This window comes from Paenibacillus sp. 453mf (assembly GCF_900116105.1).
Classification (GTDB): domain Bacteria; phylum Bacillota; class Bacilli; order Paenibacillales; family Paenibacillaceae; genus Paenibacillus; species Paenibacillus provencensis.
This window is the reverse complement of sequence record NZ_FPAC01000001.1, coordinates 759,280-776,313: the sequence shown is the minus strand read 5'-3', so window position 1 is coordinate 776,313 and position 17,034 is coordinate 759,280. Positions and strand designations below refer to the sequence as shown.

General features: G+C 45.1%; 18 protein-coding genes and 1 tRNA gene. 11 read left to right on the top strand and 8 right to left on the bottom strand.

Annotation, left to right across the window (positions count from 1 at the left end):
- The first annotated feature begins 264 nt into the window (after window positions 1-264).
- Both BM415_RS03735 and BM415_RS03730 read left to right on the top strand, forming a co-directional pair.
- On the top strand, window positions 265-855 hold the full coding sequence (locus BM415_RS03735) for a helix-turn-helix domain-containing protein (protein WP_091154718.1): 591 nt from the start codon (window positions 265-267) through the stop codon (window positions 853-855).
- Between the two features lie 33 nt (window positions 856-888).
- A complete protein-coding gene (locus BM415_RS03730) occupies window positions 889-1,080 on the top strand; it encodes a hypothetical protein (RefSeq protein WP_091154715.1) in 192 nt (63 codons plus the stop codon).
- A 55-nt stretch (window positions 1,081-1,135) separates the two neighbouring features.
- Here BM415_RS03730 and BM415_RS03725 read toward each other — a convergent pair whose 3' ends face one another.
- The 3 genes from BM415_RS03725 to BM415_RS03715 all read right to left on the bottom strand — a co-directional run bounded on the left by BM415_RS03725 (window position 1,136) and on the right by BM415_RS03715 (window position 4,583).
- Window positions 1,136-2,296 (bottom strand): sn-glycerol-1-phosphate dehydrogenase, encoded by a 1,161-nt coding sequence (locus tag BM415_RS03725; protein WP_244533136.1) that lies wholly within the window; start codon window positions 2,294-2,296, stop codon window positions 1,136-1,138.
- Window positions 2,297-2,563: 267 nt separating this feature from the next.
- Complete coding sequence (locus tag BM415_RS03720; RefSeq protein WP_091154713.1) at window positions 2,564-3,895, bottom strand: sensor histidine kinase; 1,332 nt, start codon at window positions 3,893-3,895, stop codon at window positions 2,564-2,566.
- A 1-nt stretch (window position 3,896) separates the two neighbouring features.
- A complete protein-coding gene (locus tag BM415_RS03715) occupies window positions 3,897-4,583 on the bottom strand; it encodes a response regulator transcription factor (protein WP_091159033.1) in 687 nt (228 codons plus the stop codon).
- A 206-nt stretch (window positions 4,584-4,789) separates the two neighbouring features.
- Between BM415_RS03715 and BM415_RS03710 the strand changes: the two genes are divergently transcribed.
- The 4 genes from BM415_RS03710 (at window position 4,790) to BM415_RS03695 (ending at window position 7,778) form a co-directional block, all read left to right on the top strand.
- Window positions 4,790-5,011: an SHOCT domain-containing protein gene (locus tag BM415_RS03710; protein WP_091154711.1), complete on the top strand. Its 222-nt coding sequence runs from the start codon at window positions 4,790-4,792 to the stop codon at window positions 5,009-5,011.
- 67 nt (window positions 5,012-5,078) lie between these two features.
- Window positions 5,079-6,113, top strand: a complete 1,035-nt coding sequence (locus tag BM415_RS03705; protein WP_091154708.1) for a DJ-1/PfpI family protein — start codon at window positions 5,079-5,081, stop codon at window positions 6,111-6,113.
- Window positions 6,114-6,165: 52 nt separating this feature from the next.
- The gene (locus BM415_RS03700; protein ID WP_091154707.1) at window positions 6,166-6,813 is read left to right on the top strand and encodes a DUF2306 domain-containing protein; all 648 of its coding nucleotides are present in this window, start codon (window positions 6,166-6,168) and stop codon (window positions 6,811-6,813) included.
- A gap of 134 nt (window positions 6,814-6,947) precedes the next feature.
- Window positions 6,948-7,778 (top strand): DJ-1/PfpI family protein, encoded by an 831-nt coding sequence (locus BM415_RS03695; RefSeq protein ID WP_091154705.1) that lies wholly within the window; start codon window positions 6,948-6,950, stop codon window positions 7,776-7,778.
- Window positions 7,779-8,126: 348 nt separating this feature from the next.
- Here the strand turns inward: BM415_RS03695 and BM415_RS03685 are convergent.
- The 3 genes from BM415_RS03685 to BM415_RS03675 form a co-directional block, all read right to left on the bottom strand.
- Window positions 8,127-8,210, bottom strand: a tRNA-Leu gene (locus tag BM415_RS03685).
- 286 nt (window positions 8,211-8,496) lie between these two features.
- Window positions 8,497-8,898, bottom strand: coding sequence for a uroporphyrinogen decarboxylase/cobalamine-independent methonine synthase family protein (locus tag BM415_RS25415; protein WP_244533135.1), 402 nt, complete (start codon window positions 8,896-8,898; stop codon window positions 8,497-8,499).
- A 193-nt stretch (window positions 8,899-9,091) separates the two neighbouring features.
- On the bottom strand, window positions 9,092-9,994 hold the full coding sequence (locus BM415_RS03675) for a LysR family transcriptional regulator (protein ID WP_091154703.1): 903 nt from the start codon (window positions 9,992-9,994) through the stop codon (window positions 9,092-9,094).
- 180 nt (window positions 9,995-10,174) lie between these two features.
- Between BM415_RS03675 and BM415_RS03670 the strand changes: the two genes are divergently transcribed.
- The 3 genes from BM415_RS03670 (at window position 10,175) to BM415_RS25410 (ending at window position 11,650) form a co-directional block, all read left to right on the top strand.
- A complete protein-coding gene (locus BM415_RS03670) occupies window positions 10,175-11,104 on the top strand; it encodes a S66 peptidase family protein (RefSeq protein ID WP_091154701.1) in 930 nt (309 codons plus the stop codon).
- Window positions 11,105-11,197: 93 nt separating this feature from the next.
- Window positions 11,198-11,515 (top strand): hypothetical protein, encoded by a 318-nt coding sequence (locus tag BM415_RS03665; RefSeq protein WP_091154699.1) that lies wholly within the window; start codon window positions 11,198-11,200, stop codon window positions 11,513-11,515.
- 24 nt (window positions 11,516-11,539) lie between these two features.
- Window positions 11,540-11,650 carry a stalk domain-containing protein gene (locus tag BM415_RS25410; protein ID WP_091159032.1) on the top strand — a complete coding sequence of 37 codons (111 nt, stop codon included), beginning with the start codon at window positions 11,540-11,542 and terminating at the stop codon, window positions 11,648-11,650.
- 749 nt (window positions 11,651-12,399) lie between these two features.
- On the opposite strand, the gene BM415_RS03650 is transcribed toward BM415_RS25410, so the two are convergent.
- A complete protein-coding gene (locus BM415_RS03650; protein WP_170862356.1) occupies window positions 12,400-12,924 on the bottom strand; it encodes a VanZ family protein in 525 nt (174 codons plus the stop codon).
- Between the two features lie 236 nt (window positions 12,925-13,160).
- Between BM415_RS03650 and BM415_RS03645 the strand changes: the two genes are divergently transcribed.
- Window positions 13,161-14,180 (top strand): permease, encoded by a 1,020-nt coding sequence (locus BM415_RS03645; protein ID WP_091154691.1) that lies wholly within the window; start codon window positions 13,161-13,163, stop codon window positions 14,178-14,180.
- Window positions 14,181-14,198: 18 nt separating this feature from the next.
- The gene (locus tag BM415_RS03640; RefSeq protein ID WP_091154688.1) at window positions 14,199-15,239 is read left to right on the top strand and encodes a TIGR03943 family putative permease subunit; all 1,041 of its coding nucleotides are present in this window, start codon (window positions 14,199-14,201) and stop codon (window positions 15,237-15,239) included.
- Window positions 15,240-15,258: 19 nt separating this feature from the next.
- Here the strand turns inward: BM415_RS03640 and BM415_RS03635 are convergent, their stop codons facing one another.
- The gene (locus BM415_RS03635) at window positions 15,259-16,770 is read right to left on the bottom strand and encodes an FAD-dependent monooxygenase (RefSeq protein WP_091154685.1); all 1,512 of its coding nucleotides are present in this window, start codon (window positions 16,768-16,770) and stop codon (window positions 15,259-15,261) included.
- Window positions 16,771-17,034 lie beyond the last annotated feature (264 nt).

Below are 17,034 nucleotides of genomic sequence, written 5' to 3'. Positions count from 1 at the left end.
ACACGAATTTATTTTGATTTTTATGAAATCAAATGTTTGTCCATTTTTGAGTCTTAAGGCCTATTTTTAAACGGTTTTACCCTGATTTCATTGGTCTATACTAACTCCACATACATTTAATAGGAGAAAAATGGGGTCATCCATAGTCCGATTTTCCCTTAACAAGGCTCCTCGCATATGAATATGCTTTCAAAGGTGGTCATGTCGACACTTGAAACGACCGCTTATTTTGTTGTAGTATTTGTTTAAAAAATCGGAGGAAATATGCCTAAACAACAAGAACAACATTCGATCCAGGCGTGGTCTCTGATCAACCGCAAATATCTGGGAAAAGGCGTACGCGTAAAGCGATTTCGCAGGCCGACACGCTGTCAGGTTCGCAACCGTATATTGCTTGCCGTTCTCATGGCAAACGACATCAAATTATCACAGTTAGCTGAAGATCTGTCGATTTCATCAAGAAGTGTCAGCGCATGGGTGTATGAAGGTCGAATCCCAGGAAGCACTAATCTGGATAAAGTATGTCACTTACTCGGTTATCCGCGCCATATTTTGTTTAACGAAGATGTCATTAGAAACAGTCCTGTCATTTGTCAGCCGGAATCCTCCCGATTCATGAAGCGAACGGTTACTCGCTCGCCAGTAAGTAATCGGATATTGACTGGATTATGCATGGTCCATGACTTGTCCGTTACGGATGTGAGTCACTGGATCGGGGTTCATCCGGGAACATTCCGTAAATGGCTCCATCAAGGAACCATGCCCTCTTCTGCGTTCCAGGATCAGGCAGAGCAATTTTTCAAAGTTCCAAAGTCGATACTTTTTGCAGACATTATTTTGAAACAGAATTCATAATATCCCCCTTTTGGGTAACAGAGCATTCCCTGCATGAGCTATCTGCTCTTGCAAGGAATGCTCTTCTTTTACTATTTCATCTCCGATGAGGATTTACCGCCTTACCGCTTGAGAAAGGCTTCCCCGCGTGCGGCGGCGATCTCATTGATTCGGTCAGCTCCTCTTGAGCCGCGTGGTGCTTCAGACAGCTTCACAAGCACAGCACGTCCAGATTCGGTACCATAATCTATTATAAATTTGTACGTACAAGTCAGATATTTTTATCCTGTATTTTTGCCAGCTAAGCCTTCTGTTCTGTCTTTGTCTCATTTATATATTTGAGTCCTGTGTATCTCGCTCTTAAGGTATGTGCGGTCCTCATCGCACGCTCCAGCTGTTCATCGGTTACACCGAGCTCTTGTATAGTTGATGGACCTCCGGTGCGGCTGAGCCAATCCTGCATTTGCTCCTTCTTAGGCAGATCCTTATAAGCATCAAAAGCTTCTTCCTGCCCGCTCTTATAGAGCCCACGATATACATCTGAGAGCAGTGCGGATGCAACGCCCACTTTCGCCCCATGCAAAATCGCTTTTTTACCCTGCTGAAGAAATTCCATCTCCAGACGATGGGATATATGATGCTCACCACCGGAAGCTGGCCGAGAATGATCAATGATCAGCATCGAGATGCCGGAAGCAATCAATGCTTCCATCAAAATTTTAACTCCTTGTATGCTGCCCTCAGCGATCTCATTCACATGATGAACACAATCCATCAGCGCTTCTTCCGTCATGCGGTAGGCAAGCGGACAATAAGGTTCGCCTCCAAGGTCCCGTGATATTTGCCAATCAGCAAGAGATGTGAATTTACCAAGCATATCTCCGAAGCCAGCAGCCGTCATGACTTGCGGAGCTTTCGCAAGAACACTCAAATCTGCAAAGATCGCTTCCGGTGGAATCGCCTGAAACGTCTGCTTCGTGCCATCCACGATAAGAGGGGCGCCTGCAGAAGTGAAACCGTCAACAGATGCTGCTGTCGGAACGGATACAAAAGGCTTATTCATCTTGAAGCAAACAAAACGGACAAGATCATGTATGGTGCCAGAGCCAACTGCGATGATCACCTCTGTATCCTTGGAGATGCCTAACAGAACCTTAACGATAAATGCTTCATCCGCAACAACCTCACCTCCGGTGTTTCCAGGCAGAAAGAGCTCGTCAGTAATGACTCCCGCCGTTTTTAGATAAGAGATGACTTCATCGCCTGCTGCTTGTTTGGTATGCTCATCAAATACGACCGTTACTTTTTTATAATCCTGCTTGATCAGATAAGGAGCCATTTGCGCAAGTGCTCCATCCTCCAAGCAAATATGCATTTCTACCGTACGGTGTGGATTACCGCATGTACACTGACTCGCTTCTTCATTCCACTCGGCAATACAATCATTCATACTCATACTCATTATCCTTACCTCCTGTATGATCGTTTATATTCTCAGTTTCTAATATGTACGTACAAATTGTCAAACAAAAATAAAAGACAGCAAGCTGCTGTCTAGAGGGGGACTTCCTCTTGAGGAAAGCAAATTCCTCCTCCGTTTTGGCGGAAGTGGCCAACAAATAAACCCCCTCCAGAATTGACGGGAGTCATGACCACGTGCCTAAGACAGTTAGCATAATTTCGAGCTAGGGCTTGCTGAACAAGAGCGGCTGACGCAAGAGGTCAATTTTTAATCCGGCCCAGCTGCAGGTATCCAGCCTGTAAGCAGTGCTCCACCTTCCGAATGGTTACCTGCGCAAAGTTCACCTCCGTGTCGCCTTACAATTCTTTGTGAAATGGTCAACCCTAATCCGCTACCTCCAGTTGAACGATTTCTAGATACTTCACCACGATATAGAGGTTCAAAAACTCGATGTAGTTCTTCCGGGGAGAAGCCCGGACCTGTATCACGTATCGCAAACTTTATTTTGTTACCCTCTTTATAACATTGAACAACAATTTCACCATAGGAGGGTGTGTGTCTGACGGCATTATCCAAAAAATTGTTCATCGCACGTTCCAATAAGTGCATGTCACCGTTAACGAAGCAGTCGTCTACAGTATGGTTCAAGATCGAGATGTTCTTTTGCCGAGCTTGCGGACTTAAACTTTCAATTGATTTCAAGATGATAAGTTTAAAATCAATCCTCTGATAATGAAGATTCATCTCCAGATGCTCCATCTTTGTAAATGTGAAAAGGTCCTCTACCAACCGGTCCAATTGCGCCGATTTTTCCTTACAAACCGTCAAATATTTGGTTATTTTATCCGGAGATTGGGCAATGCCCTGCTCCAGACCCTCCAAATAACCTCGTAATGCGAAGAGAGGGGTCCGTAAATCATGCGCGACAGCTGCGATCACGAATCGACGTTCTTCTTCCAATTCCGCTTGTTTTTGAAAAGCTTTTTGAATTCCATTCACCATCACTGCGAATGCATCGCGCACTTCAGAAATTTCTGTGATCCTGGATCCAGGCAACTCCACCTCCCAATCTCCTGCGGCGATTTTTCTAGCTGCAAAGCTCATCCTTTCGAGAGGCTTAAGAAGAAACCTTCGCATTTCAACACCGATAATAAAGAAAGCTAACAATAGTCCGGCAAATATCGAAATTATCTGAACCGCATTTGACTTCGGCAGATAAATAACGACCTTTCCAAGTAAATGACCGTCCTTTATGATGGTGAACCGTTCGGTAGAAGACAATTTGCCATGGCTCTGCGGATTAGACCGATAAATTTCCTGATCTGACGCGGATAGAATAGCCGCTTCCATCTTCGCTTGCCGCAACTCATTATGCAATTGGTTTTGCCAATTCGGATCCCTCCATTTGTCTGAATTGGTTTCGATCAGGTGTACGGTCTCGAACAGTTGTCTTTGCAGAATCTCGTCTTGCAGCCCGTTTTTTGCAAAGCTGAGCGTTTTTGTCTCCATGAAATGTGCTGTCACATAGAAGATCCACGGCACTAGCAGTATGAAGAAGAAAAGCAGTATAGTAAACGAACGAATGCGAAGTGTTCTCATTTTATCCTCCCTCAAAGCGATACCCTATTCCCCATACGTTGACCAGGTATTGAGGATGGTTCGGATCGGATTCGATTTTTTCGCGAAGTCGACCGAGGTGCACCCGAATCGTATGCCTGTCGCCCACCCCATCCCAAAATTTTGAAAGTATCTGTTCATATGAAAAAACATGCCTGGGGTGTTCGACAAATAATCGCAACAACTCATATTCCCTCGGCGTGAGCACTACACTCTTCCCATCCACGATCACTTCTCTTGTGGATAGATTTAGCTTGATGCGGCCAAAATCCAAGATCCTTTCATCCATTTGCAGCTGGGAAACGGAACGCCGCAATACAGCTTTTATCCTGGCTACGATCTCGCCGGGTGAAGCGGTTTTGACGATATAATCATCGCCGCCGAGAGTCAGCCCTCGAATCTTGTCCACATCGTCGCTGCGTGCGCTCAAGAAAAGGATCGGAACGTTACTCTCCGCCCGAATATTGCGACATAGCTCAAACCCGTTTTGTCCCGGCATCATGATGTCAAGAACTATACAATGAATGGAACTTTGCTTAAATAAAGCCCACGCTTGAACGGTATCGCAAGCGGTTATAACGCGAAAGTTTTCGTATTCTAAAAAGTCCCTCAATAGTTCGACAATGCTTTGATCATCGTCTACAACCAGTATCGTACTTACTTCGCTCATGAATATCCCACCTTTGAATACTAGTTTATCATTTTTCCCCAAGAAACTAACGGAACCACCTGATTTGTGATGAATTGTTTATTGTTTTGTGACCTTTTTGCAACTTCGTTTGAGAGACTCGTTTGTTATGCTTCTTCTTGCGGGCACGGAAAGCAAATATCGAAACTGAGGGCTCGTTCTATACAAAACGGATGAAGGAGGATGACATGGGCTTGGAACACGGCAGTTTCTCGTTTTTTCCATTCGGTGCTCTATTTTGTCTCACGCTTTTTTCTTTGGTGGCAGTTCGAATCTATGCGATTCGTCATCGCTACAAAGAATCCAATCAAAAAGACCGTGACATCGCATTGATTCTAAAAGGCCGGATGGCTAGGGGTGAAATCGACGAGAAGGAATATCACACGCTGAAGGATCTTCTGACAAAATAACTTTCCCCTGATCGACCCGCAGGTTCGAGGATCAACGTACTGACTTTGAATACGAGGAGGTTTATGGATGTTAACGGTTCAAATCGTGCTTTTTGATGGCTTTGACCTTCTGGATGCCATTGCGCCTTACGAGGTTTTTTGCGCCGCTGCAATATATGCTGATAACGCGTTAAGCGTAGAACTCGTCACCGCTGAAGGGCCGAGATCAGTTACTAGCGGCATCAACGGGTTAAAAATTGAAGCAAGCGGCAGACTGAACCCGAAACGTGCGGGCATCATTCTCGTACCTGGTGCGTCGGGCGACGTTGAAGGAGATGGCCCCGATTCGCCCCCGGCTATTTTGTCGCGGGCAATGAATACAGAATTGACTGGAATGATTGGGCAGGCAATCGGGCAAAAAGACCTCATCGTCGCCACGGTTTGCGGCGGTTCCCTGCTGCTGGCCATGGGAGGGCTCTTGGAGGGCAGACCGGCGGTAACGCATCATCTGGGCATGGATGTACTTGGAGCAACCGGCGCCATTCCCGTCTCAGCACGTGTAGTGGACAACGGCAACCTGGTGTCCGGCGGCGGTGTTACTTCGGGACTCGATGTAGCGCTGTATCTCGTGGAACGCGAGCTTGGACCGCGCATCGCACACGCGGTAGAGCAACTGTTCGAATATGAACGGAGAGGAACGGTTTGGCGAGAAGAAGGCATTGCGCCTAGCTCTCAAATGGCAGTGACCGACGAAGAAACGAACATTGCGATGAACAAAGCGGGGATGACTTACGATACCCTGGATATAAAATCATCCAGGGAATCTGACTTCGACGGGGATTGGGATACGACAATCGCTACGCCTGTTGGGAAACTGGAGGTCAAGCTCTCCATCTCCATAAGGAATGGGACGATCCAAGGCAAGGCAACACAAGGGGATGAGACCGTCGAGTTTTTAAACCCTTTACTACAGGACAATAAGCTTACCTGGTCGCTGCGAATCACGAAACCCATGCGCTTAAATCTGAAATTCGAAGCTGCCGTGGGCGGAGATCACATGACCGGATTCGCCAGGGCCGGCATACTGCCGGCATCCAAATTAACAGGCAAACGGGTATCCTAACCCGGAAATGTGTATAAGCAATAAAAGTGAAGCCGCGGGGGTATTGGATTGCATGAAGAAGCGGAAAACATTATACGGAATATTGGCCTGTGTCAGCATTGTATACATCATGTACGCCTTGACGCAGAATTATATGATCGATCCCGGAGCCGGGGATTTTTTAAGCCATAAAACCGGACTGAAGCGCGAGCTTAATCTCCCGGTCTGGTTAAACGTTATGCGCGTTCATGTTGCGTTTGCCTGCATCGCCATGGCGGCGGGGCTGCTCAACTTTTCCAATCGAATCTTTGAAAAAAGCCGCAAATTCCATCGCATAAACGGCTACATTTATTTGGTGTCCGTACTTCTTGTCGTGCTGACTTCCGGGTACATGGCGCCTTACGCTACCGGAGGAAAAATAACAAGCATGGGGTTCAATGCGCTAAACATGATATGGCTGCTCATAACCAGTATGGCGCTCGTACAAATCAAAAAGAAACGCATCATCCGGCACCGGAACTGGATGATCCGAAGTTACGCCTTTTGTTTTACGAACATGTTGATTCATCTCATCACTTCTCTTTTTCATGAGGGATTCGGTCTTGTTTACGCTACCAGCTATATCATTGGTGTTTACGGCTCCATTGTGCTGCTGCTGGTCATTCCTAACATTATAATCAGAATGATCGGCCGATCCAGAGAGGCAGTGGTTACCCCTTAAATGAGGTGGCCCACTCACATCCGCATGATTTGAGTAGTGTACTGGTTTTATTAACAACACCAAAACATCGCTTAAGGGTAAGGGATTACGTTCCGTTGTATGCCTTGAGCTAAACGAAAGGAATAGGTATAAGGATGAACAAAATATTGGGATTGCTCATGTCGTTTGCACTGGTTCTAAGTCTAGTTGCCTCTGCAGCAAGTGCGAATACAAAAGATAACAAGGATGCATCCAAGGACAAGAAAACTACGCATGTTCAAGTCGTATTATTCGATGGTTTCGATCTGCTGGACGCATTAGCGCCATATGAAGTATTCGCTGCCGCGGGAATGTACTCAAAAGGAGCAGTTACTGTAGAATTGGTTTCTGCAGAAGGCAAGCGTTCTGTCCCGAGCGGTCTGAATGGACCCGCTCTCGAAGCGCAAGCCGCATTAGACCCAAACCGTCCGGGAATTATTTTGGTGCCCGGAGCTGCAGGGAAGCCGGCGGGAAATTCGGAAGATGCTGTTCCGAATATATTAGCGCAGGCCATGAAGACAGACTTACCGGGTATGTTGAAACAAGCTTTTAACAATAAAGAAATCACTGTGGCTACCGTATGTGGAGGTACATTGATACCTGCAATGGCAGGTTTGTTGAAAGATAGACATGCGGTAACCAATCATATCGGCATGGCTGCGTTAGGAGCTTTCGGTGCAATTCCGATTGAAGCAAGAGTCGTTGAAGATAGTCCTCGTTTCGTGAGCGGGGGAGGTGTGACTTCGGGACTTGACGTGGCCTTGTATTTGGTCGATCGTGAATTAGGGCCCCAAGTCGCGAATTCCGTAGAAAAGTTATTTGAGTACGAGAAAAGAGGCACGGTGTGGAAAGCGGAAGGCATTACGCCGGTCGACTTTAATACGAGTCCAAAAGCGTCTGAAGAAAAACAACCAGCTGCTATTTCCGTGAGCACTGCCGAAAAGTAAAAAACCGATCCAAAAAAAGCAACAGCGGCGGACTAGGATGCGAAAGACCTAGCCTGGCCGCTGTTGCAGTTTATGCTCAAAGCTACCTGTAGTTGAATTCACCTGAGAGTTCCGACTGAAACTCGGCCTTCTACTCTTCAATGGCAAATGGCGTAAGTATGAAGGAATTTCAGGAATGGATCGGTCAGAGTCATTTTTCCACTACAGCTAATATTTACGCTCATTTGGATTACCGTTCAACGATTTCTTCTGCCCAGGTAATGAGCACCAGCTTCAAGATATCGAATAACAAAAAGGTTCCTTCACTGCTAGAAAAAGCAGTTCAGAAACCTGTCATTGATGAAGTGATGCGGTCGAGAGGACTCGAACCTCCACGGGGGTTAGCCCACACGGACCTGAACCGTGCGCGTCTGCCAATTCCGCCACGACCGCATATTTAATAGACCACTCTCATATTATAGCGATTCGTTCTATACATTGCAAGTTATATAGCAAATTTCAATAGATGAATCCGTTTCACAACTCATTCAAGGAGAAGACCTTACAAAGGCTGCTCCTTGTCTCCTGCGTTTTGATGAATCAGCTATAAATCTATTATTTCCAAATCTCGTCTGCTATTTCTTTAATGAAGACAAGCTTATTCCACTGCTGTTCTTCTGTAAGCAAGTTGCCCTCTTCTGTTGAAGCAAATCCGCATTGCGGGCTAAGGCAAATCCGATTAATATCCACATACTCGATCCGTATCGAATTCAAGATAGAACGCATCGTAGTTATTGATGCCAAGCAATGTTTCAGCAATCGGCTCATATCCCCCGGAGGAAGCCCATGTGGAGTTGTAGTTACCGCGGCAAACATGCGTCGTGACCACAAGATCCTGTGGGAGGTCAGCAATCGCTTCACTGTTGACACGGGCAAGAGTTTCAGCAAGAGCTTTGATATCTCCTCCATTGTTCGTAAACATACCAATGAAGCCCTGGTCGCAGAGTGCGCCCCATGTGCAATCATCCAGCTGAATACTACGGCAGCCGAGCTCGTAGAATGCCAGAATCGTTTGGCGATATGCATCTGCCGTGTCTCTGACAAGATCATCGTTATTAGGATATCTTGGCTGTAAGCTCACGATACTCTCCGCGCTGCAGCTCAAACAAGAACTGAGCAGGAGCTGGAATGGCTTGACGCGCTACAACATCATCACCTGCAACGTCTCTCAAGAATTTATAGTGTGCAAGGATGTGTCAGCTGTTCTTGAGAGATTTCTCCATTTTGAAATTGCGCTCTTGCTTTCTTCAAGGCTTCCGGACGAAGAAAGTTCTTTATAAAATCGCTTCATGCAGTGCCTCCACATAAGCCGCCGCCAGCTTGGACATCATTGCATTCTTATGAGCGATCCACCCCACGTTAATCGTTTCCTTACAATCCAGCGGTACGGGAATAATATCATTTCCGTTCAAGTCTGCACTGAGGACGCCGGTTGAAATTGTATACCCATTCAGACCGATCAGCAAATTGAACAGCGTTGCTCTGTCATTGACACGAATGCTCTTCTTATGTGAAAGCGTGCTTAAGATCTCTTCAGAGAAATGAAAAGAATTATATTCGCCTTGGTCAAAGGACAAATAAGGATATTCCTCTAGCTCCTCAATGGTAACAATAGGCTTCTTCGCCAGCGGGTTATGGACACTAATGAAGATATGCGGCTTCGCGACAAACAAACTGTGAAACTGCAAATTGGCAGAATCCAGGAGTCGATTGATTACCTTGGCATTAAACTCATTCAAATACAAGATTCCAATCTCGCTGCGCAGTGTTTTGACATCTTCAATAATTTCATAAGTCTTGGTTTCCCGAAGCGCCAGCTCATATTCATCTAATCCGTGCTCATTCACCAGCTTAACAAAAGCATTGACGGCAAAGGCGTAATGCTGGGTAGAGACGGAAAAGTGCTGCGGGGACGGCTTCGCGTTACGGTATCTGCTCTCTAGCAGCTCTGCTTGTTCTGTCACCTGTCTGGCGTACCCCATAAATTCAGCGCCCTCCATTGACAGGGTGATTCCTTTATTTGTCCGCTCAAATATGGTGATACCAATCTCTTCCTCCAGCTCTTTTATCGCCTTGGACAAGCTCGGCTGAGATATAAACAGCCGCTTGGCCGCCTCATTCATGGAACCGCGGTTCGCGACTTCAATAACATATTTTAACTGCTGTAGTGTCGTCATAACTCTCCTACTTTCTTCGCTAGTGCTCACATATGCCTTGCTCTATTTTATCATTCTAATGGTTGTAAATTAAACTAATACTCATTTACAGAAGACCGAAGAACATAATTCATCGTAAATCTCCATACACATCATTAAATGCACACTTGGAATCGGGATTCATATAAGGAGGGTCGAAATATGGCTGTTGCTCCCCCTATTTTACAAGCAGGAGATACCGTGGGTCTAGTTACATTAGGAAGCCCATTAAGCGCCGCCACCATTGATGCCCGCATAGAGATCCTTCGGACAGCAGGACTTAATGTGGTTATTGGCAACCATGTATATGATTCGAATGGGTTCCTCGCAGGCACCAATGAGGAGCGGGCATCAGACCTTATGAGCATGTTTGAGAATGAAGAGGTCAGATTAATTCTGGCTACGCGCGGCGGCACGGGTGTTGCCGGCATTCTTCCCTACCTTGACTATAATGTGGTTCGCAATAATCCCAAAATTGTATCTGGCTATAGTGATATTACAATTCTGCTGAATGTCCTCTATCAATACGCGGACCTTATTACACTGCAGAGCCTCATGCTTATTGACTTCGCACCGCAAACACCTGCATATAACTTCGACCAATTTTTTAACGCCACCTCTACTATTCAGCTTGAAAGACAGATTACGAACCCTCCCGGCATTCCTCAAATCAGCAGGATTCAAGGCAATGTAACCGGTCCTATCATTGGAGGGAATTTAGCTTCCTTCATAGATTCAATTGGAACTCCCTATGAGATCGATGTACGGGACAAAATATTGTTGCTTGAAGAAACGCATGAACCAACGAATACGATTTACCGTTATTTGAACCATCTCTTGCTGGCGAATAAATTGCAGGAATGTGCGGGTATTGTGATGGGAGAATGCACGGGATGTCTAGAGGCCTATGGAGTTTCCTACCAGCAGTTAATTGAAGAAGTCATCGTACCGCTAGGCAAGCCGCTTATGACCAATGTGACCACCGCTCACGGAATATACAAAGCCGCAATACCGATCGGGGCGACGGTAAATTTGAACACCTATGAGAATACACTCACTGTCATTGAGCCGACGGTTAGTGTCGGACAATAATCAACTAAATAAAGAATATCATTTTGTTTATTTTGTATATAATTGAGAGGGTTATAATAAGCTTTGATCATTGAACGGTATGGAGGGTATATAATGGAATGGGAAACGCTGCCTGACTGGTTCTGGATTCTCTTATATCTATTACTGCTTGCTACTCTTGTGACGGCTGTTATTAGCTTGTTTCGAAAGAAGAGAGTCCCCTTCGCGATCATCGCGATAATAATGACTCTTACTATACCCTTAGTCAGTATATATAACAGCATTGGGAGATCCGCAGGATATAACGAATTTGAGCATCTATTCCACAAACTGAGCGAAGGATCACTATGGTCTATCTATGTCTCTCTTGGATACGTGTATATATTATTTTGGTGGATCACTATTTTCGTTCCACACAACAAACAACATTAATCATAGAGACATCCGAAAAAAAGAATCAATAACGGAGTTCTGATTAATGGTCGTACCTATGTACCTCTGCGTGCAGTTGGTGAAGCCTTGGCGCTTACATTAATGTGGATAACGAAACGAAAACAGCTGCAATAGATGTTAGAAGATAATTACAGTGCCCGAGGGTGGGTGGTTTTCCCTCGCCCTTGAAAAGGATAGTAGTGAACGCCAAAAATCCAAGGAGCTAAGCGATAATATACCGCTTAGCTCCTTGCCTTTTACACTCTATACTATTTTGAAACTGAGGCTGTTCAAAAGTTTTACTTTTGGGACAGCCGCTTTTAATTTGATAAGACGAAAATGAGAGTTAACAAAGTAAATAAAATGCATGAGATTAACTTTGTTGTTTTTTTATTTTCACGTATAGAATCAATTAAACTACATATAAAACCAAAGGAAACGACTACCACATTAAGTAGTGTTAGAAAATCGGAGCCGTCCATATGGTGTCATACCTACTTTCATTATTGAATTAAGTAATCATACTGATGCCACTTTATTTGAGTGAATGCAGTATTTGTTCCCTCATACCCATAATACAGAAAGACCTAAAGATGGTACATCCTTCACGCTAAAAGTGACTGAAGGGGTGCCAACTTGCATCTTTTAAGCCAATACTCACCAATTGCATTGTTAACTACTAGATAGATTTCCACTATGATCGTGTCCAATATCAAGCTTTACTCCGCCCCACCCTAGCGATCCAGGTCTTATAGAATATCCTCCATCCCATGCTACTGCAAATTTATCAATAGAGTAGAATACAGGGTTATAATCCAAGTCCCAGTTGTAATTAAGTTTGAAAACAGCCTGTCCACTAGCGACAGATCTTATTCTACTTACACTTATCCATCTACTTCTTTATTTGGAGATGCTGATGGTTCCTCTCTCTTGATAAGCACCTTGCACAGCTTCCATAGTAAATATCCAATAAATGCTCCCGATGTATTCAGCAGCAGATCATCAACGTCAAAGGTCCCCATACTAAAAACAATCTGTGCGCATTCGAGCAGCAGACTAAAGCTGAAGGACAGCAGCATGACAACGACAAAGCTCAGCTGCTTGATCATCGTTCCTGCCAAAAATCCAAACGGGATAAAAATGGCTACATTACCAAACAGATTGATTAAATTATGTGTTGTTGGATGCACCAAACTGTCTTTTATCGTATGCAGCAATATCAGATTGGATCTATAGCTCATCGTTTGACTCAGAGATGCTGGATTCTCTATGACCCTGTATAACAGCTCGCCGAGTATATCAAGATCAACAGTTCCGAACTTAAACAAAATGACCTTGATCACTACATAGGAATATAGCAGCAGCAAACCTAGTATGAGCACAGGATACAGATGAATTTTTTGTTTCATAATCATTACTCCCTCGTTGTACATAAATTCCTAATGAGTACAGAGTATCTGATTCTTTTTAAGATCAAGGGAATAAATTCTTAAATCTTTCTTAAGAGAATCAGTTTCAGATCTCAATTCGGAAATGTTACGATTATCAATCTATGAAGTTCTTATTCTTCATCGGCTTTCATATAGTAAGAATAATAGAGCAAAATGATAGAATCATAACTCCATTCCAGATAGGGGAGGTCATTATGTACCGTTTATCACGTGCTTCATATGTAGGAATCAGCGGATTCCTCCTGCTAGGGTTCTCATTAATGCTGGTTCTCTTCATTTCCATGTGGCAAGGAGCACTTCATATTCCATCCAGTCTTCTTCAGCTGAACACCATCTTCTTAAGCATACTCATCGAAGCACTTCCGTTCGTACTGATTGGTGTACTGATCGCCGGCGTTATTCAAATTTTTGTGACAGAAGATCATATTCGGAGATGGCTCCCCACAAGCAAGCCTGCCATTATAGTCATGAGCTGTGTTATCGGTGCGCTGTTTCCCGCCTGTGAATGCGGTATTGTACCCATCGTAAGACGGCTCGTTCAAAAAGGAGTTCCGCTCTACGCGGGTGTCGGTTTTATGCTTACCGGTCCACTCATTAACCCGATTGTCATTGCTTCCACCTACATGGCTTTTGGCAACGATTTGCAAATGGCTGCGCTTCGTATGGGCATCGGGTTCTTGATTGCTCTGCTGATTACCTTTGCGGTGAGCATGTCATTTGATGGGAATCAATTCAGATTTACCTCGGCCCAATCCGTGTCCAATGCTCAGCATCATTCACACGGTAGTCAGCAAAAAACGTCTTCTATTGCTGTACGCATCAAGCATATGCTGCATCATTCCATTGACGAATTTTTTGACATGGGGAAGTTTCTCATTATCGGAGCCTTTATCGCAGCAGCAGTTCAAACCTTCGTCTCTGCCAAAACTCTGCTCGGTATGGGTACAGATATGGCTTCATCTACCCTTGTCATGATGGGACTCGCCTTTGTTCTGTCTTTATGCTCGGAAGCAGACGCGTTTATCGGTTCTTCCTTTAGCCATTTATTCGGTACAACACCAATACTCGCATTCCTTATCTTCGGACCCATGCTGGATCTTAAGAACACAATTATGATGCTTAGTGTATTTCGTACCCGATTTGTTGTGTGCCTTCTCGCTCTCGTCATACTTACCATATTTACATCACTTATGCTGCTTAACCCCTATATATAAGGAGGCTTCGTTCCGCTCATGAACATCAAATGGAATGGACAACAGCTCCTTCGAGCTGGCATCCTGCTGCTATTTTCCATCATGCTGTTCCGGCTGCATTTCACCGGTGAAATCTTAAAGTTCGTTAATCCAAAATATGAGCTGCTCAGTCTAAGCGCCGCTATCCTATTTGCGTGCCTGTTTCTGATTCAGCTCAGTAGAGGCTGGGAAATAATGAAGCATAACTATACCCGTCATGAACACATTCATCATCCTCCTTCTAAGGAAAAACAGGGCAATTTAATCCAGCCGCATGAATCTCACCATTGCGGAGAGGAGCACTGTCATCATGATCACGGAGATGGCAAGATAAATTATAAGAAACTCATCGGTTATGCAATTATTATATTCCCGCTGGCTGCTGGATTCCTTGTACCTCCTCAGGTTCTGAACGCTTCCATCGCAGATAAAAAAGGAGGTATGCTGCTGTTAACCGGCTCACAGCAAGAATCAGCAGCGACAGAAACATCCAGATCCGAAGAATTAAATGAAGAGCCTGATTTGGCTAACCAGCATACAGAGCTTGCGGAAGCCCCTTCATCTGAAGGAGCCATCATTGATGAACATGCAGAGGATGAAGGCGTTATGGAGAACACGGTATCGAGGGATGAATTCGAGCAAATCATGGCGGACCTGGAGGAGAAACGCTCCATTGTGATGCAGGAGCATCTTTTTGCTTCCTATTATGAACGTATTGCTAACACGCCGGATGCTTACACTGGCAGATCCATTCAGCTGTCCGGTTTTGTATTTCGGGATGAAGAACTCTCGGAAAACCAACTCGTTATATCGAGGTTTTTAATTACCCATTGTATCGCAGATGCCGCACTGATCGGTTTTCTGGCTGAATTTCCGCAAGCAGCTCCGCTTGAGGAGGATACATGGATTGAAGCTACCGGTGTAATCGATACGACGACGCATAACGGAACCAAACTGCCTATTATTCGCATCATGGAATGGAAGAAATCAACAGCCCCCGATCAGCCGTACGTCTATCCGCTGAGTGTAAGGATTTTATGATAAGTTTGACCGTATTCAATTAGTTCGACATCTTAATTTTTATCTTGTTCAGATAGGTGACAAGCTGTTCCACATTCTGCACCGCTTGAGCAAAGCCGATATATCCATCCGGCCGGACAAGAAATAGGGAGCTGAGTGGAATGCCTGCTTTTTTCATCGCTGCTCGGTCGTTGAACTCATAGATTGGGATGGAATTATCGACAGCAAACTGAGCCAATTCCGGAACTGCTTGACCATAGACATGTATCTGCCATTTCATGGATTGCAGCGGCTTGTAATTGTCTTCTGACATCTCTACCCATGGCAAACGGTCGCCTGCGTGCAGATGGCCGGCTTTGCCTTCACTTAGCAGGCTGTCAGGATAATGAATCCGTGTTTGGGACAGCATTTCAAAAGCTTTTCTCCGGGCTGGCGGGAGATGGAACAGGACAGGTACAAAAAACGGAATGACCACCTCCATCGCTAATTTGGTATTGATTCCCTTGCCCACCATAATCTGAAATGCTCGGTCTGTCGTTGCTACAAGGGTTCTTGCGAATCCAATTCTTTCCGTTTCATAGGAATCCAGAATTTGCTCGTCTGCTTCTCCCTGAAGAACAGCGGCAAGCTTCCAGGCTAGGTTCATCGCATCCCCAATACCTGTGTTCATCCCTTGTCCTCCTGCGGGACTATGGACATGCCCTGCATCTCCTGCAATAAAGATTCGTCCCTTACGGAAATGCTCGCTGACTCGGTGATGAACGTTAAAGGTAGAGAACCAGTTTACATCTTGAATCTCCGCCTCTGTATTATGAGACGCATAGGGAGCAATAGGGGAAAAATCCTCCGGAAGTCCCTGCTCCAGCACCGATTTCGGAATAATTCCGATCAATCTGACATATCCTGTCGTGCGCACCGGTGCTGTGAGACAGAATCCGTCATTGTTAAAGTTTACATGCAGGCCATGAATGGGGACGGCACTCTTCACGTCAGCCACATAAAATATCTGCTCATAGGTTCCGCCGGAGAACGAGAGCTCCAGTCCTTTGCGCACCGTACTATGAGCGCCGTCACAGCCGCACATATACTGGAATAGGGCCTCCTCGTACACTCCGTCCTTCGAAAGTACTGCATGAACCGCATTTCCTTCTTCACTGAAAGAAACAAGCTCCGTGTTCCACTCCACACGGTCCCCTCTCTCCTTCAGCGTATTTTCAAGAACCTCCTCATGCTCATCCTGAGGAAGGCTAAGCACATAAGGATAGGGACTTATCCCAAGTCCAATATCCCCCATCTTCATGCGCGCTTTAAGCTCCCCGTCTTTACGAATTTGTAGTTCCTGGATGGGAATTCCCCGCTGAGCCAATTCATCTGCAAGTCCAAGCTGCTGGTAGTACTCCAGTGTTCGCGCATGAACGACAATCGCTCGAGAGGCTTCTCCTGTTCCGCTGTTTTTGTCAATGATACGAAACGGGATTCCCTGCTTCTGCAATGCCAAAGCCAGCACTAAGCCCGTTGGACCGGCGCCGACAATCAATACTTGAGGGTTCATTTGTCTGATTCCTCCTGTACTTCATCCTAGAAATAAGGAAGAGTAATGAATTCACAATATCATACATTATGTATGGTAAGATTGCTTTATTTTACCCTTGAGCCATAACTGCTAAGCAATATATATGCCCTGAATATCCCATTATGTTATGTATTCTCAGCCGCAAGAGCGGAGGGACACGAATCTTTCTATGTTCGAAAAACAATATCCTTTTGAGTTTGAAAAACATAAAAAAACCCTTACTACGTAAGGGTCTTAGTTAAA